Source organism: Actinospineispora spinosispora DSM 44797 (genome assembly GCF_000429025.1).
Classification (GTDB): domain Bacteria; phylum Actinomycetota; class Actinomycetes; order Mycobacteriales; family Pseudonocardiaceae; genus Pseudonocardia; species Pseudonocardia spinosispora.
The window spans coordinates 105,218-131,228 of the sequence record NZ_AUBB01000028.1 but is presented as its reverse complement, the minus strand read 5'-3'; the positions used below and the strand labels follow the sequence as shown (position 1 = coordinate 131,228).

The following is a 26,011-nucleotide window of genomic DNA, read 5'->3' as shown; positions in this document are numbered from 1 at the left end:
CACTCATGGACTAGCCCTATCTGCTGATCCTTCTCTGCACGAACCTGTCAGCCCTGTCCCCCAACAGAGCCCCCACTACCTGCTGCTGATCGAACCCTGCAGCTCTGCCCGCAGCTCCGGGGTGAGCAGCTGCCCGACCCGGTCGACGAGCAACGTCATCTCATAGCCGATCAAGCCGATGTCGCAGGTCGGCGAGGCCAGCACGGCCAGGCACGAGCCGTCGCCGATCGACATCAACAGCACGATCCCGCGTTCCATCTCCACGACGGTCTGCACCACACCGCCTGCCTCGAAGCACCGCGCGGCACCTTGGGTGAGGCTGACGATGCCGGACGCGACGGCGGCCAGCTGGTCGGCTCGGTCCCGGGGCAACCGCGCGGACGCGGTCAGCAGCAGACCATCCGCCGACACCACCACGGCGTGCGCCACTCCCGGGACACGCTCGGCAAAATTGGTCACCAACCACCCGAAGCGGCTCGGCTGGTTATCGGGGCGGGTCACCCGTTCTCCTTCCCGTCGTGGCTGTCCGGACCATTGTTCTCGTCGTTCGCGACGCGTGCGTTCACTTCGGCGAGCCGGCGAAGGCGAGATTCCCTACCCTGCCGGACACCGGACTGGTAGCTGGCCAGACGGCCGCGGACCTGTTCGGCGCTGCGTGCCGGCACCGGACCGACCGCCGCCGCGCCACCGTCGGACGGTCCGCCCGGGATCAGCTGCGACCGGGGCCGCCGCTTGGGCAGCCCGGCCGAGGTGAGCTCGGTCGACGCCGTCTCCGGCATGGGCCGCAGCAGCTCGTCGTTGCCGGTCCAGTTCTCGGCCGGCTGCTCGGCGCCCGCTTCGGCCTCGGGACGTCGGGGTCCACCCGGCAACCAGCCGTCCAGCTCGGACAGCGAGTCACCGCCGTTCTGCTGCTGCTCGGTGGCCTGCTCCGGCTTCTCGGCCTCGACCTTCTCCTGCTCGACCGCTTCGGGTGCGGCGGCCGCGGCCGGTGCACCCGCACCCGAGCCGGCACCGAACTGCTCGATCGCCTCGGCCGGCGCCGCCGGCTGCTCGATCGGACGCCTCGGCCTGACCTCGGCACCCCGGTTGGCCAGACGCATGTCCGGCTCGAGCTGCCAGTTGTCGCGGAACCACGCCGAGGTCTCCTCGAAGATGGTCAGCTCGCCGGGCTCCCGCTCCGGACGTCCCTTGCCATCCGGACGCCCGGGGCGTTCCGGACGCTTGCGCTGATCGGGCCGCGCGGGTCCGTCCGCTCGCCGGGCCCTGTCGTCCTGGACTGGACGACCGGGGCCGGCGGGACGCGGCGGACCCTCGGGGCGAACGGGGCCCTCGGGCCGCCGCGCGCGCTCCACCTGTTCCGGCCGCTCGGCGCGAGCCGAGTGCTTCGCATCCTCCGGGCGCACCGGGCGCTCGGGCGCAGCCGCACGCTCCGGACCGATGGAACGCTCCGGCCGGGCCGGACCCTCGACCCGGTCCGGGCGAGCGGGCGCACTGCCCGCGCGCGTCCGCTGCGGGCTCGATGGTGGTCCGTCCGGCATGCGCCTCGCTTCCTCCTCCTCGACAGCGGGAGTGTTGGCATCCCACATCTCGTCGACGTTCGGCTGCTCAGCCTGTTCGATCTTCTCCTCGATCGGGCCGTGCTGCTCGTCGGAGCCACGGACCGGCGGGGGTACCGGACGACGTTCCGGCGCCCGCTCCGGCCGCTCGGCCCGTGCGGGGCGTTCCGGACGTGCCGGTCCGTCGACCGGCGGGGTGTCCGGGCGACGCTCCGGCCGCTCGCCCCGTGCGGGACGTTCCGGACGGTCAGGACCGGCGACCGGCCGCTCGGCGGGCGGGGTGTCCGGGCGACGTTCCGGCCGCGCTTCCGCCGCGGCCGGCGTGGCGGCCTGCGCGTCCGAGGGGATCGGACGTTCCGGCCGCGCACCGGGAGCGCCACGTTCCGGCCTCGACTCGATCGGGTTGCGCCCGGGCCTGCCCTCGCCGCGCGCGGGCCCGTTCGGACCCGGTCCGGCCTGGCCGTTGCCGGGACCGCGGTTCTGCCGGGGACCGGCGCCGTCACGCGCGGGCCGCCTCGCCGGCGGTGCCTCCGGACGGACCTGCGCCCTCGGCTCGGCGTTGCGCTCTCTCGGCGCGGCGTCGGCGGACGCCTCGTCGGCGGCCTCCGCGCCGCCACCGGTGGCGAACAGCGCCGCGGCGGTCCGTTCGACCGACGGTGCCTCGGCGTCGCCGCTCTCCGGTTCGCGGATCGCGTGACCATTGCGCCCGGCGCCGTTGTTGCCCGGTCGCTGGCCGCCCGGCTCGCCGGGGATCGCCGGGCCGCGCAGCGGCAGCCCACCGGGCTGGCGGCCGGGAGCACCGCTCGGGCGGTCACCACCCAGCGCCGCACCCACCGCGCGCTGCGGCAGGCCGCCGGAACCGTTGACCGCGGTCCTGGCCGCACCGTTGACGGCGCCGTTCACAGCTCCGTTGGTCGCGCCGTTGACCACTCCGGCCGCGCCACCGATCCCGACCAGCGTCGGGTCGTCCACCGCGGCACGGGTGACCGCGGGGGTCTCCGGCTGCTGCTGACGCCTCGGGTCCTGCTCGGCATCGCCGATGATCAGCGCGTCGGGCACGGTCACCGCGACGGTGACACCCGCGTTCTCCGCCTGCTCACGCTGCGAGCTCGACAGCCGCACGCCGATCCCGTGCCGGGAGGCGAGCCGACCGACCACGAACAGGCCCATGCGCCGCGACGCGGACACGTCCATGTCGGCGTCGCCGGCGAGCCTGGCGTTGAGTGCCGCGAGCTCGTCGCCCGGCATACCGACACCCTGGTCGGCGATCTCGATCAGCAACGTGCCGTTCGAGGTGCGGGTGCAGCCGACGACCACCTGGGTGTCCGGTGGCGAGAAGTTCGTCGCGTTGTCCAGCAGCTCCGCGACCAGGTGCACGACGTCGCTCGCCGCGCGTCCGGCCAGCTCCACACCGGGCGGCTGCTGGACGACCACCCTGCGGTACTGCTCGATCTCGGACACTGCGGCGCGCAGCACGTCCACCACCGGAACCGGCTGGCTACCGCGCTTCGCCAGCTCGCTGCCCGCGAGGACCAGCAGGTTCTCGCTGTTGCGCCGCATGCGGGTGGCGAGGTGATCGAGCTGGAACAGGTTGGCCAGCTGCTCGGCGTCCTGCTCGTTGCGCTCCAGCCGCTCGATCAGCTGCAGCTGGCGCTCGACCAGTGTCTGGCTGCGCCGGGACAGGTTGACGAACATGTTGCTGACGTTGTTCTGCAGGGTCGCCTGCTCGGCGGCGAGCCGCACGGCCTGGCCGTGGACCTCGTCGAACGCGCGGGCCACCTGCCCGATCTCCTCGGTGCTGCGCACCGCGACCGGCTTGATCTTGGCGTCCGGGATCTTGCCGGCCCGCATGGCCTCCAGCGCCCGGGGCAGCCGCGTCTCGGCGACCTCCAGCGCGGTGCTCCGCAGGACGCGCAGCGGACGCAGCAGCGAACGACCGACCAGGAACACGACCGCGGCGGCGGCGAGCATGGCGAGCAGCAGGATGACCGAGTTGACACCGGCCGCGTTGCGAGCCGCCTGCTGCTGGTCAGCGCTCGTCGAGGTGATCTCGTCGCGGATGCCGTCCTCGGAGGTCCGCATCTCCGAGGTGACCGCCTTGTACGCGCCGTCCCAGTCGGCGGCGCTCAGCCCGAGCTGCCCGCGCGCACCGACACGGCTCAGCGCGGTCTGCTTGAGCTGCTGGAACTTCTTCGTCGCCGGGCTGGTCGCGAAGCCCGCGTACCGGCGCTGCTGGTCCGCGTCGAGACCGGCGCGGAACTGGTCGATCGCGGTACCGAGGCGAGCGTCGGTCGCGCGCACCGTGTCGGCGTCGACCGGCAGCATCTCGCCCCTGCCGATCGCGGCGCCGACGACCGTGTGCTCGAGCGCGACCTGCTCGCGTGCCGAGGTCATCGCGGTCAGACCGGCGGACAGCCCGGCGAGCGCCGGGGTGTTGAGCTCGCGGTCCAGCGAGGCCTCGAGAACCGTCAGCGGCTCGATCACCCCGGTGTACCTAGCGATCACCCCGGCCGTGTCGGAACCGGTGCCGGTCACCTGGCCACGCAGCTGCGACAATCCGTCGAAGTTGCCCTTGACCTGCCCGAACGCCACCTGCGAACCGCCCGCGAGGGTGTCCGGGTCGCCGATCGCGGACTGCACGTCGGCCCAGGCGCCGTCCACCACGCCGAAGGTCTTCTTGAGCGCCGCGCTGTCGCCGACCCGGTTGCCCGCCACGAACACCGATGACGCGTCGCGCTCGGTCTGCAGCTCGTCGACCAGCTTCGCGACCTGGCTCTGCAGGCCGATGTACCGGTCACGCGCCGCGAGGTCGTCCGCATTGCGGATCTGGTCCGCGATGCGCAGGGCGCCGAGGGCGAGCGCCAGCAAGATCGGAACGAGCAGCACCGCGGTCAGCTTGAGCGGCACGCTCCAGTTCTCCGGTCGCAGCCGAGTCTGCAGACTCGGTCGCGCCGTCACCTCACTGCTCACGTCAACGCCTCCCTGCGGAACGCCGGGTAGCCTCGGAATCTGTCACCACAAGTGGTTGTCGCCACATATCTTCCCGCGCGCTCCTAGCCACGGGGCAACCGGGTGTCAAGAGAGCCACTCCGTGACTCGGCAATTGTCCTTCGAGTACACCCAAGTGGTTTCAGATCCCCCGAAATCAGGAACAACGACACGCCCGTCGTTAAATAAGTAGGCCGTACCCCGTGTGCTCAAGTAAGATCCCTCTGGCGGTAGTGCGTCCTTCGTAAGCGGCAAAGTATAGCCTTGAGTGACGAAGCGAGTGCCACACCAGCCCCACACGGCTCCCTCAGCCTCACACAGGTAAGCCTCCAGCGCATTAGGAGAGGACTGTCCGTGACCGACGGACCACTCATCGTCCAGTCAGACAAGACCCTGCTGCTCGAGGTCGACCATCCCGCAGCGGCCGAGGCCCGCGCGGCGATCGCTCCGTTCGCCGAACTCGAGCGCGCACCCGAGCACGTCCACACCTACCGGGTCACCCCGCTCGCGCTGTGGAACGCCCGCGCCGCCGGGCACGACGCCGAGCAGGTCGTCGACGCGCTGGTCCGGTTCTCCCGGTACGCGGTGCCGCAGCCGCTGCTGGTCGACGTCGTGGACACGATGGGCCGCTACGGGCGGCTGCAGCTTGTCAAGTCGCCGGTGCACGGGCTGGTGCTGGTCTCGCTCGACCGCGCGGTGCTGGAGGAGATCCTCCGGCAGAAGAAGATCGCCCCGATGCTGGGCACCCGGCTGGACGACGACACGGTCGTCGTCCACCCGAGCGAACGCGGTCATCTCAAGCAGGCGCTGCTCAAGGTCGGCTGGCCCGCCGAGGACCTCGCGGGCTACGTCGACGGCGAGCACCACGCGATCACCCTGGACGAGAAGGACTGGGAGCTGCGCGACTACCAGCGCGACGCGGTCACCGGTTTTTGGGCGGGCGGCTCCGGTGTCGTGGTGCTGCCCTGCGGCGCCGGCAAGACACTGGTCGGCGCGGCCGCGATGGCCGAGGCGCAGGCCACGACGCTGATCCTGGTCACCAACACCGTCGCGGGCAGGCAGTGGAAGCGCGAGCTGGTGGCCCGCACGTCGCTGACCGAGGACGAGATCGGCGAGTACTCCGGCGAGCGCAAGGAGATCCGTCCGGTCACGATCGCCACCTACCAGGTGATGACGCGCAAAACCAAAGGTGAGTACCGCCACCTGGACCTGTTCGACTCCCGCGACTGGGGTCTGATCATCTACGACGAGGTGCACCTGCTGCCCGCCCCGGTGTTCCGGATGACCGCCGACCTGCAGTCGCGTCGCCGTCTCGGCCTGACCGCGACGCTGGTCCGCGAGGACGGGCGCGAGGGTGACGTGTTCTCGCTGATCGGTCCGAAGCGCTACGACGCGCCGTGGCGGGACATCGAGCAGCAGGGCTGGATCGCGCCCGCCGACTGCGTCGAGGTCCGAGTCACCCTGACCGACGCCGAACGGCTCGGCTACGCCACGGCGGAGGCCGACGAGCGGTACAAGCTCGCGGCCACGGCGCGCACGAAGCTCCCTGTGGTCCAGGCGATCCTCGACCGGCACCCCGGCGAGCCCGCGCTGATCATCGGGGCATACCTGGACCAGCTGCACGAGCTGGGCAAGGGCCTGGACTGCCCGGTCGTCGAGGGCTCGACCCGCAACAAGGAGCGCGAGGCCCTGTTCGAGGCGTTCCGGACCGGCGAGATCCCCCGGCTGGTGGTCAGCAAGGTGGCGAACTTCTCGATCGACCTGCCGGAGGCCTCGGTCGCGGTGCAGGTCTCCGGGACGTTCGGCTCCCGTCAGGAGGAGGCGCAGCGTCTCGGCCGCCTGCTGCGCCCGAAGGGTGACCACCGGCAGGCGCACTTCTACTCGGTCGTCTCCCGCGACACCCTGGACACCGAGTACGCGGCGCACCGGCAGCGGTTCCTCGCCGAGCAGGGCTACGCCTACCGGATCATGGACGCCGACGACATCCTCGGCCCACCGGTCACGGACCTGGGCGAGGCCTGAGCCGTTCCCCCTGACCGAGCCGGGGTGCCCGGTCAGGGAGGGACCGGGGTGCGGCCCTGAGGTGCCGGCGCGCGTCGCCGAGCACGCTGGTGGTCATGGACGAGACAGCCACGACCACCGGCCCGAAACAGGCCACAGACACCGACACCGGGTCCACGACCGAGGCGAGCACCGAGGTCCTGCCGAGGACCGACGACGACAGCAGCCCGACGACGCGGCTGCCCACCGTCGACGACAGCCCCACCACCCAGCTGCCGGCCACCGAGGAGGCCGACAGCCCGATCGCGCAGCTGCCGAGCAGCACCGGGGACGACGGCCCGACCACCGAGGTGTCCCCGACGCCGCCGTCGGACGGCGTGTCCCGGGACGACTCGCCCACCGATGTCCTCCACCCGGCCACACCTCCCTCGGCCAAGCCGGCCGTCCCCACGCCCGAGCTCACCGCTGGCACGGCCTCGGACGACGCGACGACGGCCGCCCCGCCGACGCCCGACTTGCTGTCCACGAAGCTGCGGCGCAGCAAGGACGACAAGATGATCAGCGGCGTGTGCGGGGGCTTCGCCAAGACGCTCGGCATCGACCCGCTGTGGCTCCGCCTCGGCCTGATCGTGGCGGTCCTGCTCGGCTTCGGCGTCGGCCTGATCGTCTATCTGGCCTGCTGGATCCTCATGCCCCTGGAAGACTGAACCGTTCCGTCCAGCCGGCCACGGCCGAGTCGGCTCCGCAAGGCCCCGAACAAGACCACCCAACCTAGCCACGGCAAAGCCGGCTCCGCGAGTCTCCGAAGGAGTTCCGGCGAAGGCCGGCGTACTGAATGTCCGCAACCAACCTCGCCGACGACCAGGGCGGCTCTCAAGGGGACAACAAGCGCGCGCTCAACCGAGGAACGAGGCTTGTTTTTCTGGGAGCACCCCAGCGAGCGCTTGCGCGAGCCGGGGTGGTCACAGAAAAACTCCGCGCGAGACAGGCCCAGACTAACGCCGGTGGCCGACCCAGTTGGCGAGGCGCTCGGTCGGGCCGGCGCTCGGCGCCGGGTCCACCGGCGGGCCGAACGGCACGTCGCCACCGCGGGGCTCGGCCGGGAGGACCTGTGTGAACACCGCCAGCGCCGCCTCGGAAGCCTCGGCGGGTCCTTCCGGGTCCTGGCCGGTGGCGATCGCCAGGTCCCAGCCGTGTACCAGCGCTTCGTCGAGGTAACCCCACAGCGCCGCGCGTCCGGGCATGGTGCCCCACGGAACGGTGACCGTCGTGTCGAGCAGGCCGTCGTCCGACCACACCGACAGCATCTTCTCGACCGAGTCGCCGAACGCCGAGGCCCAGTCGTCGCCCGGTACCTCCTCGGTCACCAGAGGGATGGAGAACGCCGACCCGCCTTCGCCGACGACCCTGCTGCGCTCGACGACGGTCACCAGGTGACCGAGCATGACGCGGGTGTCGAACTCGGGGCAGGGCGTGGGGAGGCTGAACTGGTCGGTCTTGACGTTCTCGATGAGGCCGCGGACCCAGGTCAGCGCGTCGCGGTAGAGGGGTCGGGGATCGGTCTGCTGTGTCATGGGAGAAGCATGTCGCCTATATACGACATCTCCTGTCGTATATCTGGGAGAGAATTCCGGCCATGCGCGCCGACCGCCTGCTGTCCCTGGTGCTGTTGCTGCGCGCCCGGGGTCGGCTGACCGCCGCGACGCTCGCCTCGGAGCTGGAGGTGTCGACCCGCACGGTGCTGCGCGACATCGACGCCCTGTCCGCCGCCGGCATCCCGGTGTACGCCGAACGCGGCCGAGACGGTGGTTTCGCCCTGCTGCCCGGCTTCTCCACCGACCTGACCGGCCTGACCCCCGACGAGGCGGTCGCGCTGCTGACCGCGCAGTCCAGCGCCACTCCGGAGGCACTGGGGCTGGGACCGGCGTTCGCGTCGGCCATCCGCAAGGTCGTGGCCGCGCTGCCCGCCAGCACCCGCCCAGGGGCCACCGAGGCGGCCGGCCGGGTCCTGGTCGACCCGAAGAGCGGCGGCTGGACCAGACGCACGGTGTCCCCGCCGACGGAGCCAGAGCCGCCGTTGGCGATCGTGCAGCGCGCGGTGTTCGCGGGCACCCGGCTGCGCATCCGCTACCCGACGCGCCCCCGCGACCCGGAACCGGAGCTGACCTGGCGGGTGGTCGACCCGCTCGGCCTGGTGAGCGCGGCCGGCCGCTGGTATCTGCTGGCGCTGCACGACGGCGCCGACCGCACCTACCGCGTGTCGCGGATCGTCGAGGCGGTCGAGGAGGACGAACCCGCTCACCGCCCGACCGGCATCGACCTGGCCCAGCTGTGGCAACGCCGCCAGTCCGACTTCCGGGCCCGCCTGCGCAGCACCGCGGCCAGGGTGCGGGTCCGCACCGACCGTCTCGAAGAACTGACCCGCACCGCCCTCGGCAGGACCGCGACGCACGACGACGTGCCGGGCTGGCTCGTGGTCGACCTGGAGTTCGCCGACCTTGGGCACGCCGAACACGTCGTGTGGGGCCTGAGCCCTCATGCGGAGGCTCTTTCGCCCGCCGAACTGCTCGCGGCTTTGTCTAGGCGTGCCGCGGCCACCGCGTCCCTCTATCCGTGATCACCTCACCAGTCACCCCGGTGACGCCTCGGGCCACTGTGCACACCGTCGTGCTGCGTCGCACACGTCCGGACATGTGCGACGCAGCACCAAGGCGTGCAAAGTCGCCCCACCAGCCCAACCCCGACCACGGCTAAGCCGGCTCCGCGAGTCTCCGAAGGAGTTCCGGCGAGGGCCGGGCAGTGAATGTCCGCAACCAACGTCGCCGACTCCGTCGGCGGCTCCCCAGTCGGCCACAAGCGCGCGCCCGGGCGAGTCCCCGAGCCTTTTTTTCTGGAAGTACCCCAGCGAGCGTTTACGCGAGCCGGGGTGGTCACAGAAAAATACCGCGCGCGAAACAGGCCAAACAAACAGGGCGGCCCCGGCGAACCGGGACCGCCCTGTCGGACGTGCGGGTCGTGCTAGGTGAGAGCTGGACTCAGAAGTCCATGCCCCCGCCCATGCCACCGGTCGGGTCGCCGGCCGGGGCCGCCGACTTCTCCGGCTTGTCCGCGACGACTGCCTCGGTGGTGAGGAACAGCGCCGCGATGGATGCCGCGTTCTGCAGCGCGGACCGGGTGACCTTGGCCGGGTCGATGATGCCGGCCTTGATCAGGTCCTTGTAGTCGCCAGTGGCGGCGTCAAGGCCCTCACCGGCGGGCAGGTTGCGCACCCGCTCCGCCACAACGCCACCCTCGAGGCCGGCGTTGACGGCGATCTGCTTGAGCGGAGCCTCCAGCGCGACCTTGACGATGTTCGCACCGGTTGCCTCGTCGCCGTCCAGGCCGAGACCGTCGAAGACGGTCGCGCCGGCCTGCAGCAGCGCAACGCCACCACCGGCGACGATGCCCTCCTCAACAGCGGCCTTGGCGTTGCGCACCGCGTCCTCGATGCGGTGCTTGCGCTCCTTGAGCTCCACCTCGGTGGCAGCTCCGGCCTTGATGACCGCAACACCGCCGGCCAGCTTGGCCAGGCGCTCCTGCAGCTTCTCGCGGTCGTAGTCGGAGTCGCTCTTCTCGATCTCGTTACGGATCTGCTGGACCCGTCCCGCGATCTGGTCGGCGTCGCCGGCACCGTCGACGATGGTGGTCTCGTCCTTGGTCACGACGACCTTGCGGGCGCGACCGAGGAGGGTCAGGTCGGTGTTCTCGAGCTTGAGGCCGACCTTCTCCGAAATCACCTCGCCACCGGTGAGGATGGCCATGTCGGTCAGCATCGCCTCGCGGCGGTCACCGAAGCCCGGCGCCTTGACGGCAACGGACTTGAAGGTGCCACGGATCTTGTTGACGACCAGGGTGGCCAGAGCCTCGCCCTCGACGTCCTCCGCGATGATGGCGAGCGGCTTGCCGCCCTGCATGACCTTCTCCAGCAGCGGGAGCAGGTCCTTGACCGTGGAGACCTTCGAGCTCAGCAGGAGGATGTAGGGGTCCTCCAGCTCGGCCTCCATGCGCTCGGCGTCGGTCACGAAGTAGGGCGAGATGTAGCCCTTGTCGAAGCGCATGCCCTCGGTGAGCTCAAGCTCGAGCCCGAAGGTCTGCGACTCCTCGACCGTGATGACGCCTTCCTTGCCGACCTTGTCCATCGCCTCGGCGATGAGCTCGCCGATCGAGGAGTCGCCGGCCGAGATCGAGGCGGTAGCAGCGATCTGCTCCTTGGTCTCGACCTCCTTGGCGCTCTTCAGCAGCGACTGGGCGACAGCCTCGACGGCCTTCTCGATGCCCCGCTTGAGAGCCATCGGGTTGGCACCGGCCGCGACGTTGCGCAGGCCCTCACGGACCAGCGCCTGCGCGAGCACGGTGGCCGTGGTGGTGCCGTCACCGGCGATGTCGTCGGTCTTCTTGGCAACTTCCTTGACGAGCTCGGCCCCGATCTTCTCCCAGGGGTCCTCGAGCTCGATCTCCTTGGCGATCGACACACCATCGTTCGTGATGGTGGGCGCGCCCCACTTCTTCTCGAGCACGACGTTACGGCCACGCGGGCCGAGCGTCACCTTGACTGCGTCGGCGAGAGTGTTCATGCCGCGCTCGAGCCCGCGGCGTGCCTCCTCGTCGAACGCGATCATCTTGGCCATGCGGTGTGGTCCTCCGATAGGGATGACGCGATGGTCAAAGGCAGTGCCCGCGACGGACGACCGGCAACCCTGCGCTCGGTCTCACTGACCCGACCTGGCACTCACAGGTATCGAGTGCCAGGTCCGTGTCTAGCACTCTCCCCCTCCGAGTGCAAGCAAGCTGGGCCCCTTGGGCCTGTTCCGCGCGGAGTTTTTCTGTGACCACCCCGGCTCGCTTCGCTCGCTGGGGTACTCCCAGAAAAACAAGCTCCTTCGTCGCCGGGCGCGCGCTTGTTGTCGCCATGGGAGCTGCCGCCCGGCCTGGGAGCCTGGTTGCGGACATTCACTACGCCGGCCTTCGCCGGAACTCCTTCGGAGACTCGCGGAGCCGACTGTGCTGTTGCTGGGTTGGTCAGGCCTGACTTGGGCGGATTGACATACTCGACGGTTGTTCGCGAACGAGGGGCCGTACCGTTGGCGGTCCGGCCCCTCGTGTTCGTGGCCCTCTCTACAAGCGCTTGACCGACTCGGCCTGGCTTCGGCCGTCGCGGCCCGCCGTCGTCTCGAACGTCACCCGGTCGCCCTCGTCGAGCGTCCGGAACCCGTCCATCTCGATCGCGCTGTAGTGGACGAAGACGTCCGGCCCGCCGTCGGTGGCGATGAAGCCGTAACCCTTCTCCGAGTTGAACCACTTGACCGTGCCCTGAGCCACGACCATCCTCCCGATTTGTTTGCCCGACAAACCGCGATCGACGCTACCCAGAAATCAGGCCCCTTCCCAGACCCTCGTCCCAGACTTCGGGAGCCCGGGAGGGCAGGATGCGGGTGTGAGTAAAGCGCTCAGAACCGTCGAGGAGCACCGCGCCGTCGTCGCCGCGCTGCTGTCACCCACCGAGGCGCAGGACCGGCCGCTCGCCGACGCGCTCGGCCTGGTGCTCGCCGAAGATCTGGTCACGACGATCCCGCTGCCCCCGTTCGACAACTCCGCGATGGACGGTTACGCGGTGCGCGCGGCTGACATCGCCGGCGCCTCTCCCGAGCGGCCGGTGCGGCTGCCGGTCGCCGAGGACATCCCGGCCGGCCGCACCGACTCGCCGCCGCTGCAGCCCGGCACGGCGCACCGGATCATGACCGGCGCCGCGATGCCGCCAGGCGCGGACACCGTGGTGAAGGTCGAGGACACCGACGGCGGCACGGAGACGGTGCGCATCGACGCCGCGCCTTCGGCCGGCAACCATCTGCGCAGGCGCGGCGAGGACGTCGCGGAGGGCACGGTCGTGCTGCGGGCGGGCTCCGTGCTCGGCCCCGTGCAGCTCGGTCTGGCCTCCGCGGTGGGCGCCGCGACGCTGCCGGTCCGGCGGCCCCCGACGGTGCTGGTGCTCTCGACCGGCACCGAGCTGGTCGCGCCGGGACAGCCGCTGCGGCACGGCCAGATCTACGAGTCCAACGGCACGATGCTGGCCGCGTCGGTCACCGAGGCAGGTGGCCGCGCCGAACGACTGCAGTTCGTACCGGACGACGTCCCCCGCTTCCTCGCCACACTCGAGGAGCGGATCGCCTCGGCCGGCACCGTCGACCTGATCCTCACCTCGGGCGGGGTCAGCGCGGGCGCGTACGAGGTCGTCAAGGACGCGCTGGCCGACCGCGGCGTCGAGTTCGTCAGGGTCGCCATGCAGCCGGGCGGACCCCAGGGTGCCGGGCGCCTCACCGGCGTCGGTGACATCCCCGTCGTGACACTGCCCGGCAACCCGGTCAGCTCCCAGCTGTCCTTCGAGGTGTTCGTCCGGCCCGCGCTGCGCGCCGCGATGGGCCACCCGTACCCGGAGCGCGCGGTCATCAGCGCCCGTCTCGACGAGACCCTGCACTCGCCGCCCGGCAAGCGGCAGTTCCGCAGGGGCGAGCTGGACGCGAAGACCGGCACCGTGCGAACGATCGGCGGCCCCGGCTCCCACCTGCTGTCCTCGATGGCCAGAGCCGACTGCCTGATCGACCTGCCCTCGGACCACGACCTGCACGAACAGCACACGATGGTCGACGTCTGGTTGCTCGACGGCTGACACCGTCGGTGAGCAGCCGGTCACTGTACGGCGCGCAGCTGATGACCGTTCAACCGAGCGTGACGCACATCACTCTGCTCTGATGCAACGCGGAGAGCGTCCCGGACGTCAATACCAGTAAGAGCGTTCCGCCAAATGGTCCAACTACTGAGAATCTAGCCCGATCTCTCTGGACCACCGAGCGGACGCTCGGGAATACTTTGCGCACGCAGTGAGTTCCAGTCACTGGCCACAGACCTACCGCTTGTCGCTGGGGAGCGGACGAGCGGTTCCACGGCCGGGGTCGTCGTCTCGGGGGATGACGGCCCCGGCCTTTTTTCTGGCCTTTTTCGCGCGGAGTTTTTCTGTGACCACCCCGGCTCGCTGGCGCTCGCTGGGGTGCTCCCAGAAAAACAAACCTCGTTCCTCGGTTGGGCGCGCGCTTGTTGTCGCCCTGGGAGCCGCCGTCAGGGTTGGGAGCCTGGTAGCGGACATTCACTGCCCGGCCTTCGCCGGAACTCCTTCGGAGACTCGCGGAGCCAACTCAGCCGTGGCTGGGTTCGTTGTGGCTGGGGCACTTCGCAGAGCGTTGTGTCGTGTCGCAGATGTTGGATCATCTGCGACGCAGCACGAAGCTCTGCGAGATGTGACGGGTGAGGCTGGTCGGGCTGATGGGGCGCCTCCTCGTGACCCCGCCAGTGCGACCCGTGCACCTCACTGGGGCGCGGCGCAGCCGTGCCCGGAAGGGCGCGCAGACTGCCCCCGTCCCCGCGATCCTGGCCCGCACTTGGCGTGGTCGGGTGGTGTCAACCCTGAAACCTCGCCCCCGAACCCGCGCAACCAGGAACCAGCGCGAGGCCGGCGTCAGCCGGGGGTTGATACCGCCCGACCACGCCAAGACACTGGATGGCCAGCGGGGACAACCACTGCACCCCGCGACACACAGCTGAGCCAGCGGGGACAACCACTGCACCCCGCGAAACACAGCTGAGCCAGCGGGGACGGCCCGGACCCGGGGCCGCGAGACGCCGGGCCGGAAGAGTATGAGGACAGTCCTCTAGGGTTCAGCCAACGACTACCGTCTACGCGGAGGCCCGAAGCACGCCGATGGCCAGCATCGAGAACAATCCGAACCACCTGAGCCACATCGCGGGGCTGGTCCGCGAGGCGATCCCGCCGATGCATCCGGGCGGAAGACCGATCGTCGCGGGCGTCGGGGCGGCCGCGCTCCTGGCGCGGCTGGTCACCGGCAGGGGAACCGGGCTCGGGATCGCCGCCACCGCGGCCGTCGCGGCGTTCTTCCGCGAACCGATCCGGGTCACCCCCACTCGCCCCGGAGTGATCGTGGCGCCGGCCGACGGCACGGTGGCGATCGTCGACGAGTGCACACCGCCGGTCGAGCTGGAGCTCCCGGACGTCAAGCTGCCCCGGGTCAGTGTGTTCCTGTCCGTGCTGGACGTGCACGTGCAGCGCATCCCGTACGACAGCCGGGTCGAGCGGCTCGTGTACCGGCCGGGCAAGTTCCTCTCCGCGGACCTCGACAAGGCCAGTGAGGACAACGAACGCAACTCGATGCTGCTGCGCGGCACCGACGGCAGCCAGGTAGCGGTGATCCAGATCGCCGGGCTGCTCGCGCGGCGGATCGTGTGCGAGGTCGTCGAAGGCTCCGAGGTGGCGGCGGGCGAGACCTACGGCCTGATCCGCTTCGGTTCGCGGGTCGACACCTACCTGCCGGCCGGGGCGCGACTGCTGGTCGAGGCCGGGCAGCGCACGATCGGCGGCGAGACGGTCCTCGCAGAGCTTCCCAACGGTACCCAGACGGGCTGACCATCGTGGCCAATGGCAACAGGGGTGTGCGGCTGCTGCCGAACGCCGTCACCGTGCTCGCGTTGTGCTCCGGTCTGTCGGCGGTGCAGTTCGCGCTGTCCGGGCACTTCGACCTGAGCATCGCCGCCCTCGGTGCCGCCGCCATCCTGGACAGCCTCGACGGCCGCATCGCCCGGTTGCTGGACGCCACCAGCAAGATGGGCGCGGAGCTGGACTCGCTCGCCGACTGCGTGTCCTTCGGCGTCGCGCCCGCGCTTGTGCTCTACGTGTGGTGCATGGACGGCAACCGGCTCGGCTGGGTCGTCACGCTGGTGTTCGCGGTGTGCGCGGCGTTGCGCCTGGCCAGGTTCAACACACTGCTGGACGACACCGAGCAGCCGCCGTACGCGAAGGAGTTCTTCGTCGGCGTCCCCGCGCCCGCCGCGGCACTGGTCGCTGTGCTGCCGCTGCTGCTGGACATGCAGTTCGGCCCCGGCCCGTGGTCGTCGCCGGTCGTGGTCGGCATCTGGATGGTGCTGACCGCCGGCCTGATGATCAGCCGGCTGCACACCCTGTCGATGAAGACGATCCGGGTACCGCCACAGTTCATCGCGCCGCTGCTGGTGCTGGTCGGGCTCGCGGCCGCACTGCTGATCACACTGCCGGTACTGGCACTCATCGTGGCGATGGTGATCTACCTGGTGCACCTTCCGTACTCGGTGTACCGGTACCGCTGGCTGGCCCGCCACCCCGAGGCCTGGTACGTCGCGGCACGTCAGCGCCGGGCCGCGGTCCGTGCGTTGCGCGGTACCCGCCCCGGCGGGGTCCGGCCCGCGCTACGCCGCAGGGTCGCCGGCGTGGCGCTGCGCGGCGCCGGCGCGCTCAACGGACGCCGCCGGAGCGAACCCAACGGCGAACGCCCACGCGGCCGCGCCCGCCTCGGCCTGCGCAAGATCCGCCGGGACCGCTAGCCCGGCCATCGGATGCGGTGGTTGCGGTGCCGCTGCTGACCTTCCTCGTAGATCATCAGCCACATCCGCTCACCCGGCCGATCCAGCTCCCAGGACGTCACGCTGCTGCTCGTCCGATACCCCTGCCCGCTGCGTTCCTGCGCGTACACGAACGCCGCCGCCTCGGTGCTGAACATCCCCTCCAGCTCGCTCGCCCCGTCGTAACCGGTCACCAACACCCCGTAAACCTTCACCCAGGAATCTTGGCTTCTACCCAGACTGATTTGCAAGTACCTGGGTAAAACTAGTTCTGCCGTGTCTCTGCCATGACCTGCCGGATGAACGCAACGGCGTCAGCACCCGACAACGCCAACTCGGCCAGCCGCTCGTACGCCTTCTTGTACTCGGCCACCTCGGCAGGCTCAGTAATCCTCGCCGGGCCGGTGAGCAGTCCCACCGAGACCAGATCACCGTGACCGTCCGTGCGGCCGCCCAGAATGTTGAACCCGTGGTCGTGCCACACGGGCCCGGTATTGGCGAATGGAAGCACCCTCAGATCGAGATGCGGCTCCAGAGCCAGCATCGAAAGCCGATCGAGTTGCGCCGCCATCACATCCGGAGGCGCAACCCGCCAGCGCAGCCCTGCCTCACTGATCACCCACCGCAGTGTCTTCGACTGGTCGTACAGGACCGTTTGACGTTGCATACGAGCAGCAACGGCCTCGGCGATGTCCTCTCGGTCCGGAAAGTCGCCGGCGACCAAATGCTGGGCGTATCCAGCTGTCTGCAGCAATCCGGGCACCAATAGCGGCACCCATCCACTGATCACCGTTGCCGCGGCCACCGCTTGTTCCGCATCGCGCTGCAGAGCCACCAAGCTGCGGCCCTTTACGGTTCGCCGCGCCGTGACCTCGACAACGACGGCCTCGGCCAACTCGAGCGCCTGCTGCATCGAGTCCTCGGGCGCGCCACACATCCGGGTCCAGCGCTCTACGAGCTCGCGGCTCGGCGCGGTATCGCCGAGCTCCACTCGGGACAGATGCGACTGGGAAACCGCGAGCTGGTCCGCCAGCGCCTCACCACTGAGCTTGGCGTTCTTGCGCAAGCCCCGCAGCAGGGCGCCGAGCCGAATCCGACGTTGAGAGCGGCCGTACAAGCTGGTCACCGCCCTACAGTACGACCTCCGTGTACGGCACCGCGGCGACCAGCATTCGGTCGAGCAGGGCGACTCGGTCCGCTACGTCAGCGGCATCATCGCTGAAGTCGTAGCCGAGCAAACGGCACTCGTCGTCGTAGCGATACCACATCACGGACTTCCGATCGAAGACCACAAAATCTTCGACACCGTCGAATTCAGGGTGCTCATCGAGATCGACGACGACGGTGTCCTCGCCAGCGGCGGCGTTATTCGGATACGCGGTCGCAAACTGCCGCCGGATGTAGTCGGTAGCCGGCCTGCGCAGTCCGCGTACGCGGATGCTGCGACGGCCGGATTCGGAGATCCGTCGCATGGACCTCGTCGAGCGATCCTTTCGATCATCGGCAGGAGCGGTTTCTCCTCGTTCCCAGGCTTCGATCCGCTCCTTCTCCCAGGGCACCCGATAGACCTGGAGACCTTCCCAGCGCACCGCCCTGTCCCGGACGCCGTTGTAGAGGCTATAGAGCTCGTCGACGTCGATCCGTTTCATGCCAGCCCAAGACTGCGAGCAGCCTCGAGGAACGCCGCCTTGGAACAGCGACCGAAGATCTCCGGCGCCGGGACATAGTTCGGCCTTATCGCTTCGCAGTCGGCGGCCGACGCCGGTCGTAGCTGGATCAACACATCCTCGTCGCCGAGGTCGATCAACCGATCGCAGCCGTCGAAGTCATCAGAGCTGGTTTCCGGGTTGAGGATTCGCATCGGAGTCTCCCGCGATTCGACAAGGTTTACCCACATAGAATCCCCAGCCATGCGGGTAGAAGTCAACGGCGTGGCAGTACCTTGGCAGTTACCAGGGCCGCCAGAAGCACGGCCGTCAGGTACACGGCCGCGTGCGTGAACGGCGTGGCCAGGATCAGGACCGCCACCAGCGGAAACAGCCACGCGAGCCAACCCGACTCATGTCTCGGGCGGACGTGCAACAGCCAGACGACGAGCAGGAACACCGCCACCGGGACGGCCACTGTCCAGCCCGCCGCGACCGCCGGGAGCCTGCTGTGGCCGGTCACCACGTCGACCGACACCTCGAGACCCGCACCGACCGCCGCGATCGAGGCGAACACCAGGTAGTGGCCGTATCCCCAGCGCAGCGACATCGACAGTGACGTGAGCAGGTCCTCCGCCGGCCGGTCGAAGTACAGCCACCACATCGCGAACACGATCACCACACCGGCGAGCGCCAGCGACAGCAGCCCGCCGAGGTGGCCGCCCTCCTCGGCTGCTTCACGCAGTGCCCCGGTGCTGCCCAGCACCACCTCGCCCAGCACGATCAGGGTGAAGCAGCCGTAGCGCTCCGCGATGTGCCCGGGGTGCCAGGTGGTCTGCACGGACCGCTCGGCCCAGGCCGGCACCGCCACCTCGGCGATCATCAGCACGAAGAACACCGCGAGACCCCACGCCGGCGGCAACAGCAGGCGCAGAAGCCACCCGATCTGCACGACGCTGATCCCGGCCGCGTAGCGGCGGGCGGTGAACCGGCGGTCCGCGTCGGCGGCACCGGCGCGCAACCACTGCGCCACCATGGCCAGGCGCATGATCACGTAGCCGAGGGTGATGACCAGGTAGTCCTGGTGGTCGGCGGCCGACGGCACACCAGCGGCGAGCACCAGCGCCCCGGCCATCTGCACGAGCGTCGTGACGCGGTACATCGCGTCGTCGGTGTCGTACGCGGAGGCGAACCAGGTGAAGTTCATCCAGGCCCACCAGATCGCGAAGAACACCATCAGGTAGCCGAGCAGGCCCGCACCGACGTGCTGTTCGGTGAGCGCATGGTGCAGTTGTGCCGCCGCCAGTGACACCGCGACCACGAAGCACAGGTCGAAGAACAACTCCAGCGGAGTCGCCGCCCGATGTTCCTCGGCGGCGTCCCGGGCCCGCATCACGACCATGACCGAGCCTCCAGGTGGATCAGCGGCGCTGGTAGTCCTTGGTGACGATCACGATAAGGCCGGGAGTCGCGTCCTTCAGCCCGGCGAACCTGGGCAGCGCACGCATCCCGAAGTTGCTGGCGAGTGACTCGGCGGCCGCTTCCTCGCTGGTACCGGGGCGGTAGTAGACGGTGCTGGTGGGGATGTTGCCCTGGGCGTAGTTGCCCACCTCCTCGACGTGCCAGCCCGAGGTTCGGAAGTCCGAGGCGGCACGTTGGGCGAGGTCCTTGACCAGGCTGTTGTTGTAGACCCGGACCGGTGCCTTGGTCACGGCCTTCTTGACGCCACCGGACGACCTGCTCTCGGAGCTACTCGCCGGAGGCAGACCCGCGCCGGGCAACGCCGGCTCGGTGTGCGGTGCGGGAGTGGCGGCGGGAGCCGGCGCCGCGTTCGGCACCGGAGCAGCGGGCGACGGAGTGGCCGCCGCGGGTGGCGCTGCCGGTGGCGGCGGTGCGGCGTTCGGCGCCGGAGGCGGGGGTGCCGCGTTCGGCGCGGGCGACGCGGGCGCGGCGGCAGCGGGCGGGGCCGCGCTGGGAGGCGGCGGCGCGGCCGGAGCGGGGTGCCCAGCGGGCGGCGGCAGGGACAGCGCGTTCGGCGGCGGGCCGGGCTTGCCGGGCGGCGGAACGCCCGGCTGCGTGGACGCCGCCGCGAGCGGCGGACCGGGCTGAGCGGGAGGAGCGGTGCTGGAGGACGGCGCGGCGGCCGCGGAGGGCACGGGCGTCGTGGGCTTCGCCGCGTCTCCCCCACCGGCGAGCGAGACCAGACCGACGACCGCGGCGACGGCGGCGACACCGAGCAGGACGAACCCGCCGACACGCAGCGGTGATCCGCTCGGCGGGTTGGGCTCGGTCACCAGGTCCTCCGGGGTGGTCGACGGTCGTAGTTCGGTGGTGTCGGGGGTCACGATCGGGTGAGTGTCGGCGTGTCGCTCAGCGGGCTTCGATTCCGAGTTGTTCCGCGGCGCGGGCGCGGCGGCGCACGACCCGTTCCCGGTGAATCCGCTTGACCACCATCGGGTCGGCAGCCAGTGCGGCCGGCTTGTCGACCAGGGCATTCAGCACTTGGTAGTACCTGGTGGCCGAGAGGCCGAACAACTCACGAACCGCCTGTTCCTTGGCGCCCGCGTACTTCCACCATTGCCGCTCGAACGCGAGAATCTCGTGATCCCTGCGCTCCAGTTGACCTTCTGGCGATAGTTTGCTCGGCAATATCTCGACGGAATCCATCGGCACCTCGTAAAGTACATGCATGTGATTCGACGGCCATTAGATCACGGGACACCGACAACCCGTGGTTGCGACGCACCCTCAGACACCCGTTCAGCGCACCGATAAGGTCCGAGCATGGCAGTCCGTCCAATACGCATCATCGGCGATCCGGTGCTGCACAAGGCGACCCGGCCGGTGACCGAGTTCAACGATGAACTGCGCACACTGGTCGCGGACATGTTCGACACGATGGCGGCGGCCAACGGAGTGGGTCTCGCGGCGAACCAGGTAGGCGTCGACCTGCGGGTCTTCGTCTACGACTGCCCCGACGACGAGACCGGCGACAACCTGAGGGGCGTGGTGGTCAACCCCGTCCTGGAGACGTCCGAGCTGCCGGAGACCATGCCGGACCCGGACGACGACTGGGAAGGGTGTCTGTCGGTGCCCGGTGAGCAGTATCCGACCGGGCGCGCGGTATCGGCAAAGGTGACAGGTGTAGACCTCGATGGCTCCCCGGTCGAGGTCTCCGGTCACGGTTTCATCGCCCGCTGCCTACAGCACGAGACGGACCATCTGGACGGCACGATCTATGTGGATCGGCTGGTCGGACGGCACTCGCGGGCAGCGTTGAAGGCGTTGAAGCGGCACGGCTGGGGGGTCCCAGGGCTGGCCTGGGACCCCTCGGCCACCGAGGCCGTCGACGTCTGATCCGGGAAACCGGAACCGGTTCCTGCCGTCGCACGTTCACCTGCTGTAATGGCGCGGTTCAGGGCAGTTACGGCGGAAGCAGCGGCATGGACGAGCTCGATGCCTATTCACTCACGGTCAGCACGGTTGCCGAAGCGGTCACCCCGCATGTCGCCAGCCTGCGCATCGCGCGCGGCAGGGAGACCGGCACCGGTTCCGGTGTGCTGTTCAGCTCCGACGGCTTATTACTGACCAACGCGCACGTCGTGGGCAAGGGCCGGCACGGGACCGCTGAGTTCAGCGACGGCCGCGAGACCGCGTTCGACGTGGTCGGTGTGGACCCGCTGTCCGATCTCGCCGTGCTGCGCGCCGACTCCGCCGTGTCCGGAACCGCTGTGCTCGGTGACGCCGACCAGCTCGTCGTTGGCCAGCTGGTGGTCGCCGTCGGGCACCCTCTCGGGCTGGCCGCGTCGGTCACCGCCGGGGTGGTCAGCGCGCTCGGCCGGTCGTTGCCGACGAGCACCGGCCGGGCGACCAGGGTGATCGAGGACGTCATCCAGACCGATGCGGCGCTCAACCCGGGCAACTCCGGCGGCGCACTCGCCAACGGGCGCGGGGAGGTCGTCGGGATCAACACCGCGGTGGCGGGTACCGGGCTCGGGCTCGCGGTGCCGGTCAACAGCACGACGCGGCGGATCATCGACACACTGCTGGCCGAGGGCCGGGTGCGCAGGGGCTACCTCGGTCTGGTCGGTGCGCCCGCGCCGGTCCCCACCGAGATCGCCGAGCACTACCAGCGCCGCAAGGGACTGCGGCTCGCCGAGGTCGTGCCGGGCAGCCCCGCCGCGCTCGCCGGGCTTCGGCGGGGTGATCTGGTGTTGTCCGTGGGGCGTCAGCCGGTGCAGGACGCGCAGGGTATCCAGCGGATGCTGTTCGCCGAGTCGATCGGTACGTCGCTGCCGGTCACCGTGCTGCGCAACGGCGCGATGGTCGACGTCGTCGCAATCCCGGCCGAGCTGACCGGCCACTAGACGAGTCTCGCCAGGTCCAGCTGTAGGTCGAACGGGTCCGTGGTGGCGAACGTTCCCACCGTGAGGCCGCTGTCGGCGTAGCCGAAGCTGCCCGGGTGGTGGCAGGCGGTGATCGAGACCTGGTCACCGATGTCGACGATCCAGTAGCGCGGGATGCCGGCGTCGGCGTACTCGGCGCGCTTGACCAGATGATCGGTCCGCCGGGACTCGGGCGAGCAGATCTCGATAGCCAGCACCACATCGGAGGCGCACAGCAGAACGCCCGGCCGGTAGGCCTTGCCGCGCGCCTCTGCCCGCACCACCACCAGGTCGGGCCTGCGGACGAAACCGGGCTCGTCCGGCCCGGCCAGCTCCAGGTCGACGTCTACCGCCGTCAGCACGTCGAGGTCGTCTGGGCAGTTACCGCCGAGCGCGACGCGCAGCTGGAAGGACGCGTAGTTGTCGTCCGGGGTGGGACTCGGCGTCAGCAGTAGCCGGCCCTCGACCAGCTCCGAACCGGGATCGGCCAGCTCGGTGTACTCGGTGACCGACAGCAGTCGACGCGGCGGTGGAGACGGCTGGTCGATCGGCAGAGCGGTCACCCGCCCAGGGTGTCAGACCCCGCCGTGCATCGACCGAAAGCCTCGCGCACAACTCAAAAGACCAGGTTGGCCAGATTCAGCTCGAACGGGAACGGATCAACCAGGCTCACCTTGCCGGTGAACTCGCCGCTGTCCGCGTATCGGAACTCACCCGTCTGGTGACAGACCAACAACGACACAGGCTCAGTGAGATCGAGAATCCAGTAGTACGGAATACCTGCCTCGGCGTACTCCCCGCGCTTGTCGACCCGGTCAGTGCGCTTCGAGCTCGGCGAGATGACCTCGACCACCAGCAGCGTGTCCGCTGCCCGTATGACACCCCCCTGCTCTTTCACGCGCCGCAACGCAGTCGAACGGACTACCGCAAGATCTGGCGAGCGCACGAAACCCGGCAGCTCAGCCGGAGCCAGCTGAAGGTCGAGGTCTATCTCCGGCACGACCCTGAACCCCGAGGGCACGGCGCCACGCAGCGCCACTCCGAGTTCGAACGTGGCCTCCATGTGGGCCGGCGACGGACTCGGAGCCATGACCACCTTTCCTTCGACCAACTCGACGCGTACATCCGTCTCCCCGAGCGCCAGGTAATCGGCCACGGTGAGCGGCCTGCGGTGCCATTCGGGAGGCCATTCGAGGGGTGCTGCGGTCATGGTTCAAGTGTGGCATGGGGCACCGACGAAAACGGGAGGCTCTGGCGGGACGGCGATCGGCGGGTTACGGTCAGGACACAACTACAGATCGCGGGAGCTCGTAATCAACGGGCTGAGAGGGCGGCTTGGTGCCGCCGACCGCACGAACCTGTCCGGGTAATGCCGGCGTAGGGAGGAATCGCCATGACAGCTCTTGACGATCGCACCGTCAGCCCCACCGTCACCACCGGCCCGATCCAGGGCTCGCGGAAGGTGTACGTCGAGGGTCCGGACGACATCCGGGTGCCGGTGCGCCGTGTGGATCTGACGAACGGCGAGCACTTCGACCTGTACGACACCTCCGGCCCGTACACCGACGTCGACGCGGAGATCGACGTCCGGGCCGGTCTTGCCAAGAACCGTCAACCCTGGATCGACGCGCGCGAGCCGGTCGACGGCGCGGCGACCCAGCTGGCCTGGGCGAAAGCCGGCATCGTGACGCCGGAGATGCGGTTCATCGCGATCCGCGAGGGCGTCGACGTCGAGCTCGTGCGCTCCGAGGTCGCGCGCGGGCGGGCGGTGATCCCGGCCAACCACAAACATCCCGAGTCCGAGCCGATGATCATCGGCAAGAAGTTCCTTGTCAAGATCAACGCCAACATCGGCAACAGCGCGGTGACCTCCTCCATCGAGGAGGAGGTGGACAAGATGGTCTGGGCGACCCGGTGGGGCGCGGACAACGTGATGGACCTGTCCACCGGCAAGAAGATCCACGAGACCCGCGAGTGGATCATCCGGAACTCGCCGGTCCCGATCGGGACGGTGCCGATCTACCAGGCACTGGAGAAGGTCAACGGCGACCCGGCGAAGCTGTCCTGGGAGGTCTACCGGGACACCATCTACGAGCAGTGCGAGCAGGGCGTCGACTACATGACGGTGCACGCGGGCGTGCTGCTGCGCTACGTACCGCTCACCGCGAAGCGGGTCACCGGGATCGTGTCCCGGGGCGGTTCGATCATGGCCGCATGGTGTCTCGCGCACCATCGGGAGTCGTTCCTCTACACGCACTACGATGAGCTGTGCGACATCCTGCGCACCTACGACGTCACGTTCTCCCTGGGTGACGGCCTGCGCCCGGGCTCGATCGCGGACGCCAACGACACCGCGCAGCTCGCCGAGCTCAAGACGCTGGGCGAGCTGACGCACATCGCGCGGGCACGCGACGTCCAGGTGATGATCGAGGGTCCCGGGCACGTGCCGATGCACAAGATCGCGGAGAACGTCCGGCTCGAGGAGGAGTGGTGCGGCGAGGCGCCGTTCTACACACTCGGCCCGCTGGCCACCGACATCGCACCGGCCTACGACCACATCACCTCGGCGATCGGCGCGTCGATCATCGCCCAGCACGGCACGGCGATGCTGTGCTACGTCACGCCGAAGGAGCACCTGGGACTGCCCAACCGGGACGACGTCAAGACCGGCGTGATCACCTACAAGATCGCGGCGCATTCCGCCGACCTGGCGAAGGAGCACCCGCACGCGCAGAACCGCGACGACGCGCTGTCCCAGGCCCGGTTCGAGTTCCGCTGGGAAGACCAGTTCAACCTGTCGCTCGACCCGGACACCGCGCGCAGCTACCACGACGAGACGCTGCCAGCCGAGCCGGCGAAGACCGCGCACTTCTGCTCGATGTGCGGTCCGAAGTTCTGCTCGATGAAGATCACCCAGGATGTCCGTGACTACGCCGAGAAACACGGCCTGACCAGCGTCGAGGCGATCGAGGCCGGGATGGCGGAGAAGTCGGGCGAGTTCGGCGAGACGGGCAACCGGGTCTATCTGCCGATTGCCGGAGAATGAGTACATGACAGAGATTCCCGTCGGGGTGACCCCACCCCGCGCGATGACGATCGCCGGCACCGACTCGGGCGGTGGTGCCGGCATCGCGGCCGACCTGCGCACGTTCGCGGCCTGCGGCGTGCACGGCTGCCTCGCGGTGTGCGCGGTGACGGTGCAGAACTCGATCGGTGTCTCCGGGTTCCACCGGATTCCGCCGGAGACCGTCGCGGACCAGATCCTGTCGGTGGCCGGTGACATCGGCATCGACGCGGCCAAGACCGGGATGCTGGCCGGGTCCGAGATCATCGAGGCCGTCGCCGGTGCGTGCGACGAGGCCGGCATCGGGGCGGGCAAGCGTAGCCCACTGGTGATCGACCCGGTGGCCGCGTCGATGCACGGTGACCAGCTGCTGGCGGACTCCGCGCTGGAGGCGTTCCGCACGCTGCTGTTCCCGCGCGCCACGCTCATCACGCCGAACCTCGACGAGGTGCGGCTGCTCATCGGAGTGGACGTGCACGACCGGGCGGCGCAGTACGACGCTGCGAAGATCCTGCACGGTCTGGGGCCGAGGTACGTACTGGTCAAGGGCGGTCACCTGCGCGAGGACACCGACGTGTGCATCGACCTGCTGTACGACGGCAGCGACTTCGTCGAGCTGCCCGGTCCGCGCTTCGAGACCGGCAACACCCACGGTGGCGGCGACACGATGGCCTCGGCCATCACCTCACGCCTCGCGCTGGGTGACTCGGTGCCGGACGCGGTCGCGTTCGGCAAGCGCTACATCGTCCAGGCCGTCCGCCACTCGTACGCACTGGGCTCGGGCCACGGCCCGGTGTCGTCGCTCTGGCGGATCAGCACCGACCCGGTGTAGGTCGTGAGTGTTGAGTGCGGCTATAGCCACACTCAACACTCACGAGGGGTGTCTCTAGAGTG

The 26,011-nt window shown here is 69.6% G+C and carries 24 protein-coding genes and 1 riboswitch; of the genes, 10 read left to right on the top strand and 14 right to left on the bottom strand.

The window, feature by feature from the left end; genetic code table 11:
• Positions 1-75: 75 nt before the first annotated feature.
• A complete protein-coding gene (locus G406_RS0114500) occupies positions 76-501 on the bottom strand; it encodes a roadblock/LC7 domain-containing protein (protein ID WP_028934421.1) in 426 nt (141 codons plus the stop codon).
• Entirely contained in the window at positions 498-4,526 is a 4,029-nt protein-coding gene (locus G406_RS53980) for a sensor histidine kinase (RefSeq protein WP_051342089.1), read from the bottom strand. The genes G406_RS0114500 and G406_RS53980 overlap by 4 nt, the downstream gene beginning before the upstream one ends.
• 372 nt (positions 4,527-4,898) lie before the next feature.
• On the opposite strand from G406_RS53980, the gene G406_RS0114490 reads away from it, so the two are divergent.
• Together G406_RS0114490 and G406_RS59525 are read left to right on the top strand one after the other, a co-directional pair.
• A complete protein-coding gene (locus G406_RS0114490) occupies positions 4,899-6,566 on the top strand; it encodes a DNA repair helicase XPB (protein WP_028934420.1) in 1,668 nt (555 codons plus the stop codon).
• A 95-nt stretch (positions 6,567-6,661) separates the two neighbouring features.
• Positions 6,662-7,252: a PspC domain-containing protein gene (locus G406_RS59525; RefSeq protein WP_156934871.1), complete on the top strand. Its 591-nt coding sequence runs from the start codon at positions 6,662-6,664 to the stop codon at positions 7,250-7,252.
• 288 nt (positions 7,253-7,540) lie between these two features.
• Here G406_RS59525 and G406_RS0114480 read toward each other — a convergent pair whose 3' ends face one another.
• Complete coding sequence (locus G406_RS0114480; protein ID WP_028934418.1) at positions 7,541-8,119, bottom strand: TIGR03086 family metal-binding protein; 579 nt, start codon at positions 8,117-8,119, stop codon at positions 7,541-7,543.
• Between the two features lie 62 nt (positions 8,120-8,181).
• On the opposite strand from G406_RS0114480, the gene G406_RS0114475 reads away from it, so the two are divergent.
• On the top strand, positions 8,182-9,162 hold the full coding sequence (locus tag G406_RS0114475) for a helix-turn-helix transcriptional regulator (RefSeq protein ID WP_028934417.1): 981 nt from the start codon (positions 8,182-8,184) through the stop codon (positions 9,160-9,162).
• Between the two features lie 418 nt (positions 9,163-9,580).
• Here the strand turns inward: G406_RS0114475 and groL are convergent, their stop codons facing one another.
• Entirely contained in the window at positions 9,581-11,212 is a 1,632-nt protein-coding gene (groL, locus tag G406_RS0114470) for a chaperonin GroEL (protein WP_028934416.1), read from the bottom strand.
• Between the two features lie 487 nt (positions 11,213-11,699).
• Positions 11,700-11,903, bottom strand: a complete 204-nt coding sequence (locus G406_RS0114465; RefSeq protein ID WP_028934415.1) for a cold-shock protein — start codon at positions 11,901-11,903, stop codon at positions 11,700-11,702.
• A 115-nt stretch (positions 11,904-12,018) separates the two neighbouring features.
• Between G406_RS0114465 and moeA the strand changes: the two genes are divergently transcribed.
• The 3 genes from moeA (at position 12,019) to pssA (ending at position 16,004) form a co-directional block, all read left to right on the top strand.
• Complete coding sequence (gene moeA, locus G406_RS0114460) at positions 12,019-13,248, top strand: molybdopterin molybdotransferase MoeA (RefSeq protein WP_028934414.1); 1,230 nt, start codon at positions 12,019-12,021, stop codon at positions 13,246-13,248.
• Positions 13,249-14,334: 1,086 nt separating this feature from the next.
• Positions 14,335-15,054 (top strand): phosphatidylserine decarboxylase, encoded by a 720-nt coding sequence (locus G406_RS0114455; protein ID WP_028934413.1) that lies wholly within the window; start codon positions 14,335-14,337, stop codon positions 15,052-15,054.
• 5 nt (positions 15,055-15,059) lie between these two features.
• Positions 15,060-16,004 carry a CDP-diacylglycerol--serine O-phosphatidyltransferase gene (gene pssA / locus G406_RS0114450; protein ID WP_156934870.1) on the top strand — a complete coding sequence of 315 codons (945 nt, stop codon included), beginning with the start codon at positions 15,060-15,062 and terminating at the stop codon, positions 16,002-16,004.
• Here pssA and G406_RS0114445 read toward each other — a convergent pair.
• The 7 genes from G406_RS0114445 to G406_RS0114415 form a co-directional block, all read right to left on the bottom strand.
• On the bottom strand, positions 16,001-16,237 hold the full coding sequence (locus tag G406_RS0114445) for a hypothetical protein (RefSeq protein WP_156934869.1): 237 nt from the start codon (positions 16,235-16,237) through the stop codon (positions 16,001-16,003). The two genes, pssA and G406_RS0114445, sit on opposite strands and share 4 nt — an antisense overlap.
• Positions 16,238-16,287: 50 nt before the next feature.
• Entirely contained in the window at positions 16,288-17,148 is an 861-nt protein-coding gene (locus tag G406_RS0114440; RefSeq protein ID WP_028934410.1) for a helix-turn-helix domain-containing protein, read from the bottom strand.
• 4 nt (positions 17,149-17,152) lie between these two features.
• Positions 17,153-17,671: a DUF6879 family protein gene (locus G406_RS53975; protein ID WP_051342088.1), complete on the bottom strand. Its 519-nt coding sequence runs from the start codon at positions 17,669-17,671 to the stop codon at positions 17,153-17,155.
• Positions 17,668-17,883, bottom strand: coding sequence for a hypothetical protein (locus G406_RS0114430; protein ID WP_156934868.1), 216 nt, complete (start codon positions 17,881-17,883; stop codon positions 17,668-17,670). Before G406_RS0114430 ends, G406_RS53975 begins: the two co-directional genes overlap by 4 nt.
• Positions 17,884-17,945: 62 nt before the next feature.
• Positions 17,946-19,070 (bottom strand): low temperature requirement protein A, encoded by a 1,125-nt coding sequence (locus tag G406_RS0114425; RefSeq protein ID WP_028934408.1) that lies wholly within the window; start codon positions 19,068-19,070, stop codon positions 17,946-17,948.
• 19 nt (positions 19,071-19,089) lie between these two features.
• Positions 19,090-20,013, bottom strand: coding sequence for a LytR C-terminal domain-containing protein (locus G406_RS59360; RefSeq protein WP_169736688.1), 924 nt, complete (start codon positions 20,011-20,013; stop codon positions 19,090-19,092).
• A gap of 25 nt (positions 20,014-20,038) precedes the next feature.
• A complete protein-coding gene (locus G406_RS0114415) occupies positions 20,039-20,335 on the bottom strand; it encodes a DUF3263 domain-containing protein (RefSeq protein WP_211241144.1) in 297 nt (98 codons plus the stop codon).
• Between the two features lie 117 nt (positions 20,336-20,452).
• Between G406_RS0114415 and G406_RS0114410 the strand changes: the two genes are divergently transcribed.
• Both G406_RS0114410 and G406_RS0114405 read left to right on the top strand, forming a co-directional pair.
• A complete protein-coding gene (locus tag G406_RS0114410) occupies positions 20,453-21,025 on the top strand; it encodes a peptide deformylase (protein ID WP_028934406.1) in 573 nt (190 codons plus the stop codon).
• An 86-nt stretch (positions 21,026-21,111) separates the two neighbouring features.
• Complete coding sequence (locus tag G406_RS0114405; protein WP_028934405.1) at positions 21,112-22,035, top strand: S1C family serine protease; 924 nt, start codon at positions 21,112-21,114, stop codon at positions 22,033-22,035.
• Here the strand turns inward: G406_RS0114405 and G406_RS0114400 are convergent.
• The gene (locus tag G406_RS0114400) at positions 22,032-22,616 is read right to left on the bottom strand and encodes a Uma2 family endonuclease (protein ID WP_037076600.1); all 585 of its coding nucleotides are present in this window, start codon (positions 22,614-22,616) and stop codon (positions 22,032-22,034) included. The genes G406_RS0114405 and G406_RS0114400 overlap by 4 nt on opposite strands.
• Before the next feature lie 53 nt (positions 22,617-22,669).
• The gene (locus tag G406_RS0114395; RefSeq protein ID WP_028934403.1) at positions 22,670-23,263 is read right to left on the bottom strand and encodes a Uma2 family endonuclease; all 594 of its coding nucleotides are present in this window, start codon (positions 23,261-23,263) and stop codon (positions 22,670-22,672) included.
• 80 nt (positions 23,264-23,343) lie between these two features.
• Positions 23,344-23,456: riboswitch (TPP riboswitch) on the top strand.
• On the opposite strand from G406_RS0114395, the gene thiC reads away from it, so the two are divergent.
• Together thiC and thiD are read left to right on the top strand one after the other, a co-directional pair.
• The gene (gene thiC, locus G406_RS0114390; protein ID WP_028934402.1) at positions 23,447-25,099 is read left to right on the top strand and encodes a phosphomethylpyrimidine synthase ThiC; all 1,653 of its coding nucleotides are present in this window, start codon (positions 23,447-23,449) and stop codon (positions 25,097-25,099) included. (Overlaps the previous riboswitch by 10 nt.)
• 4 nt (positions 25,100-25,103) lie before the next feature.
• The gene (gene thiD, locus G406_RS0114385) at positions 25,104-25,949 is read left to right on the top strand and encodes a bifunctional hydroxymethylpyrimidine kinase/phosphomethylpyrimidine kinase (RefSeq protein WP_037076596.1); all 846 of its coding nucleotides are present in this window, start codon (positions 25,104-25,106) and stop codon (positions 25,947-25,949) included.
• Positions 25,950-26,011: the final 62 nt, after the last annotated feature.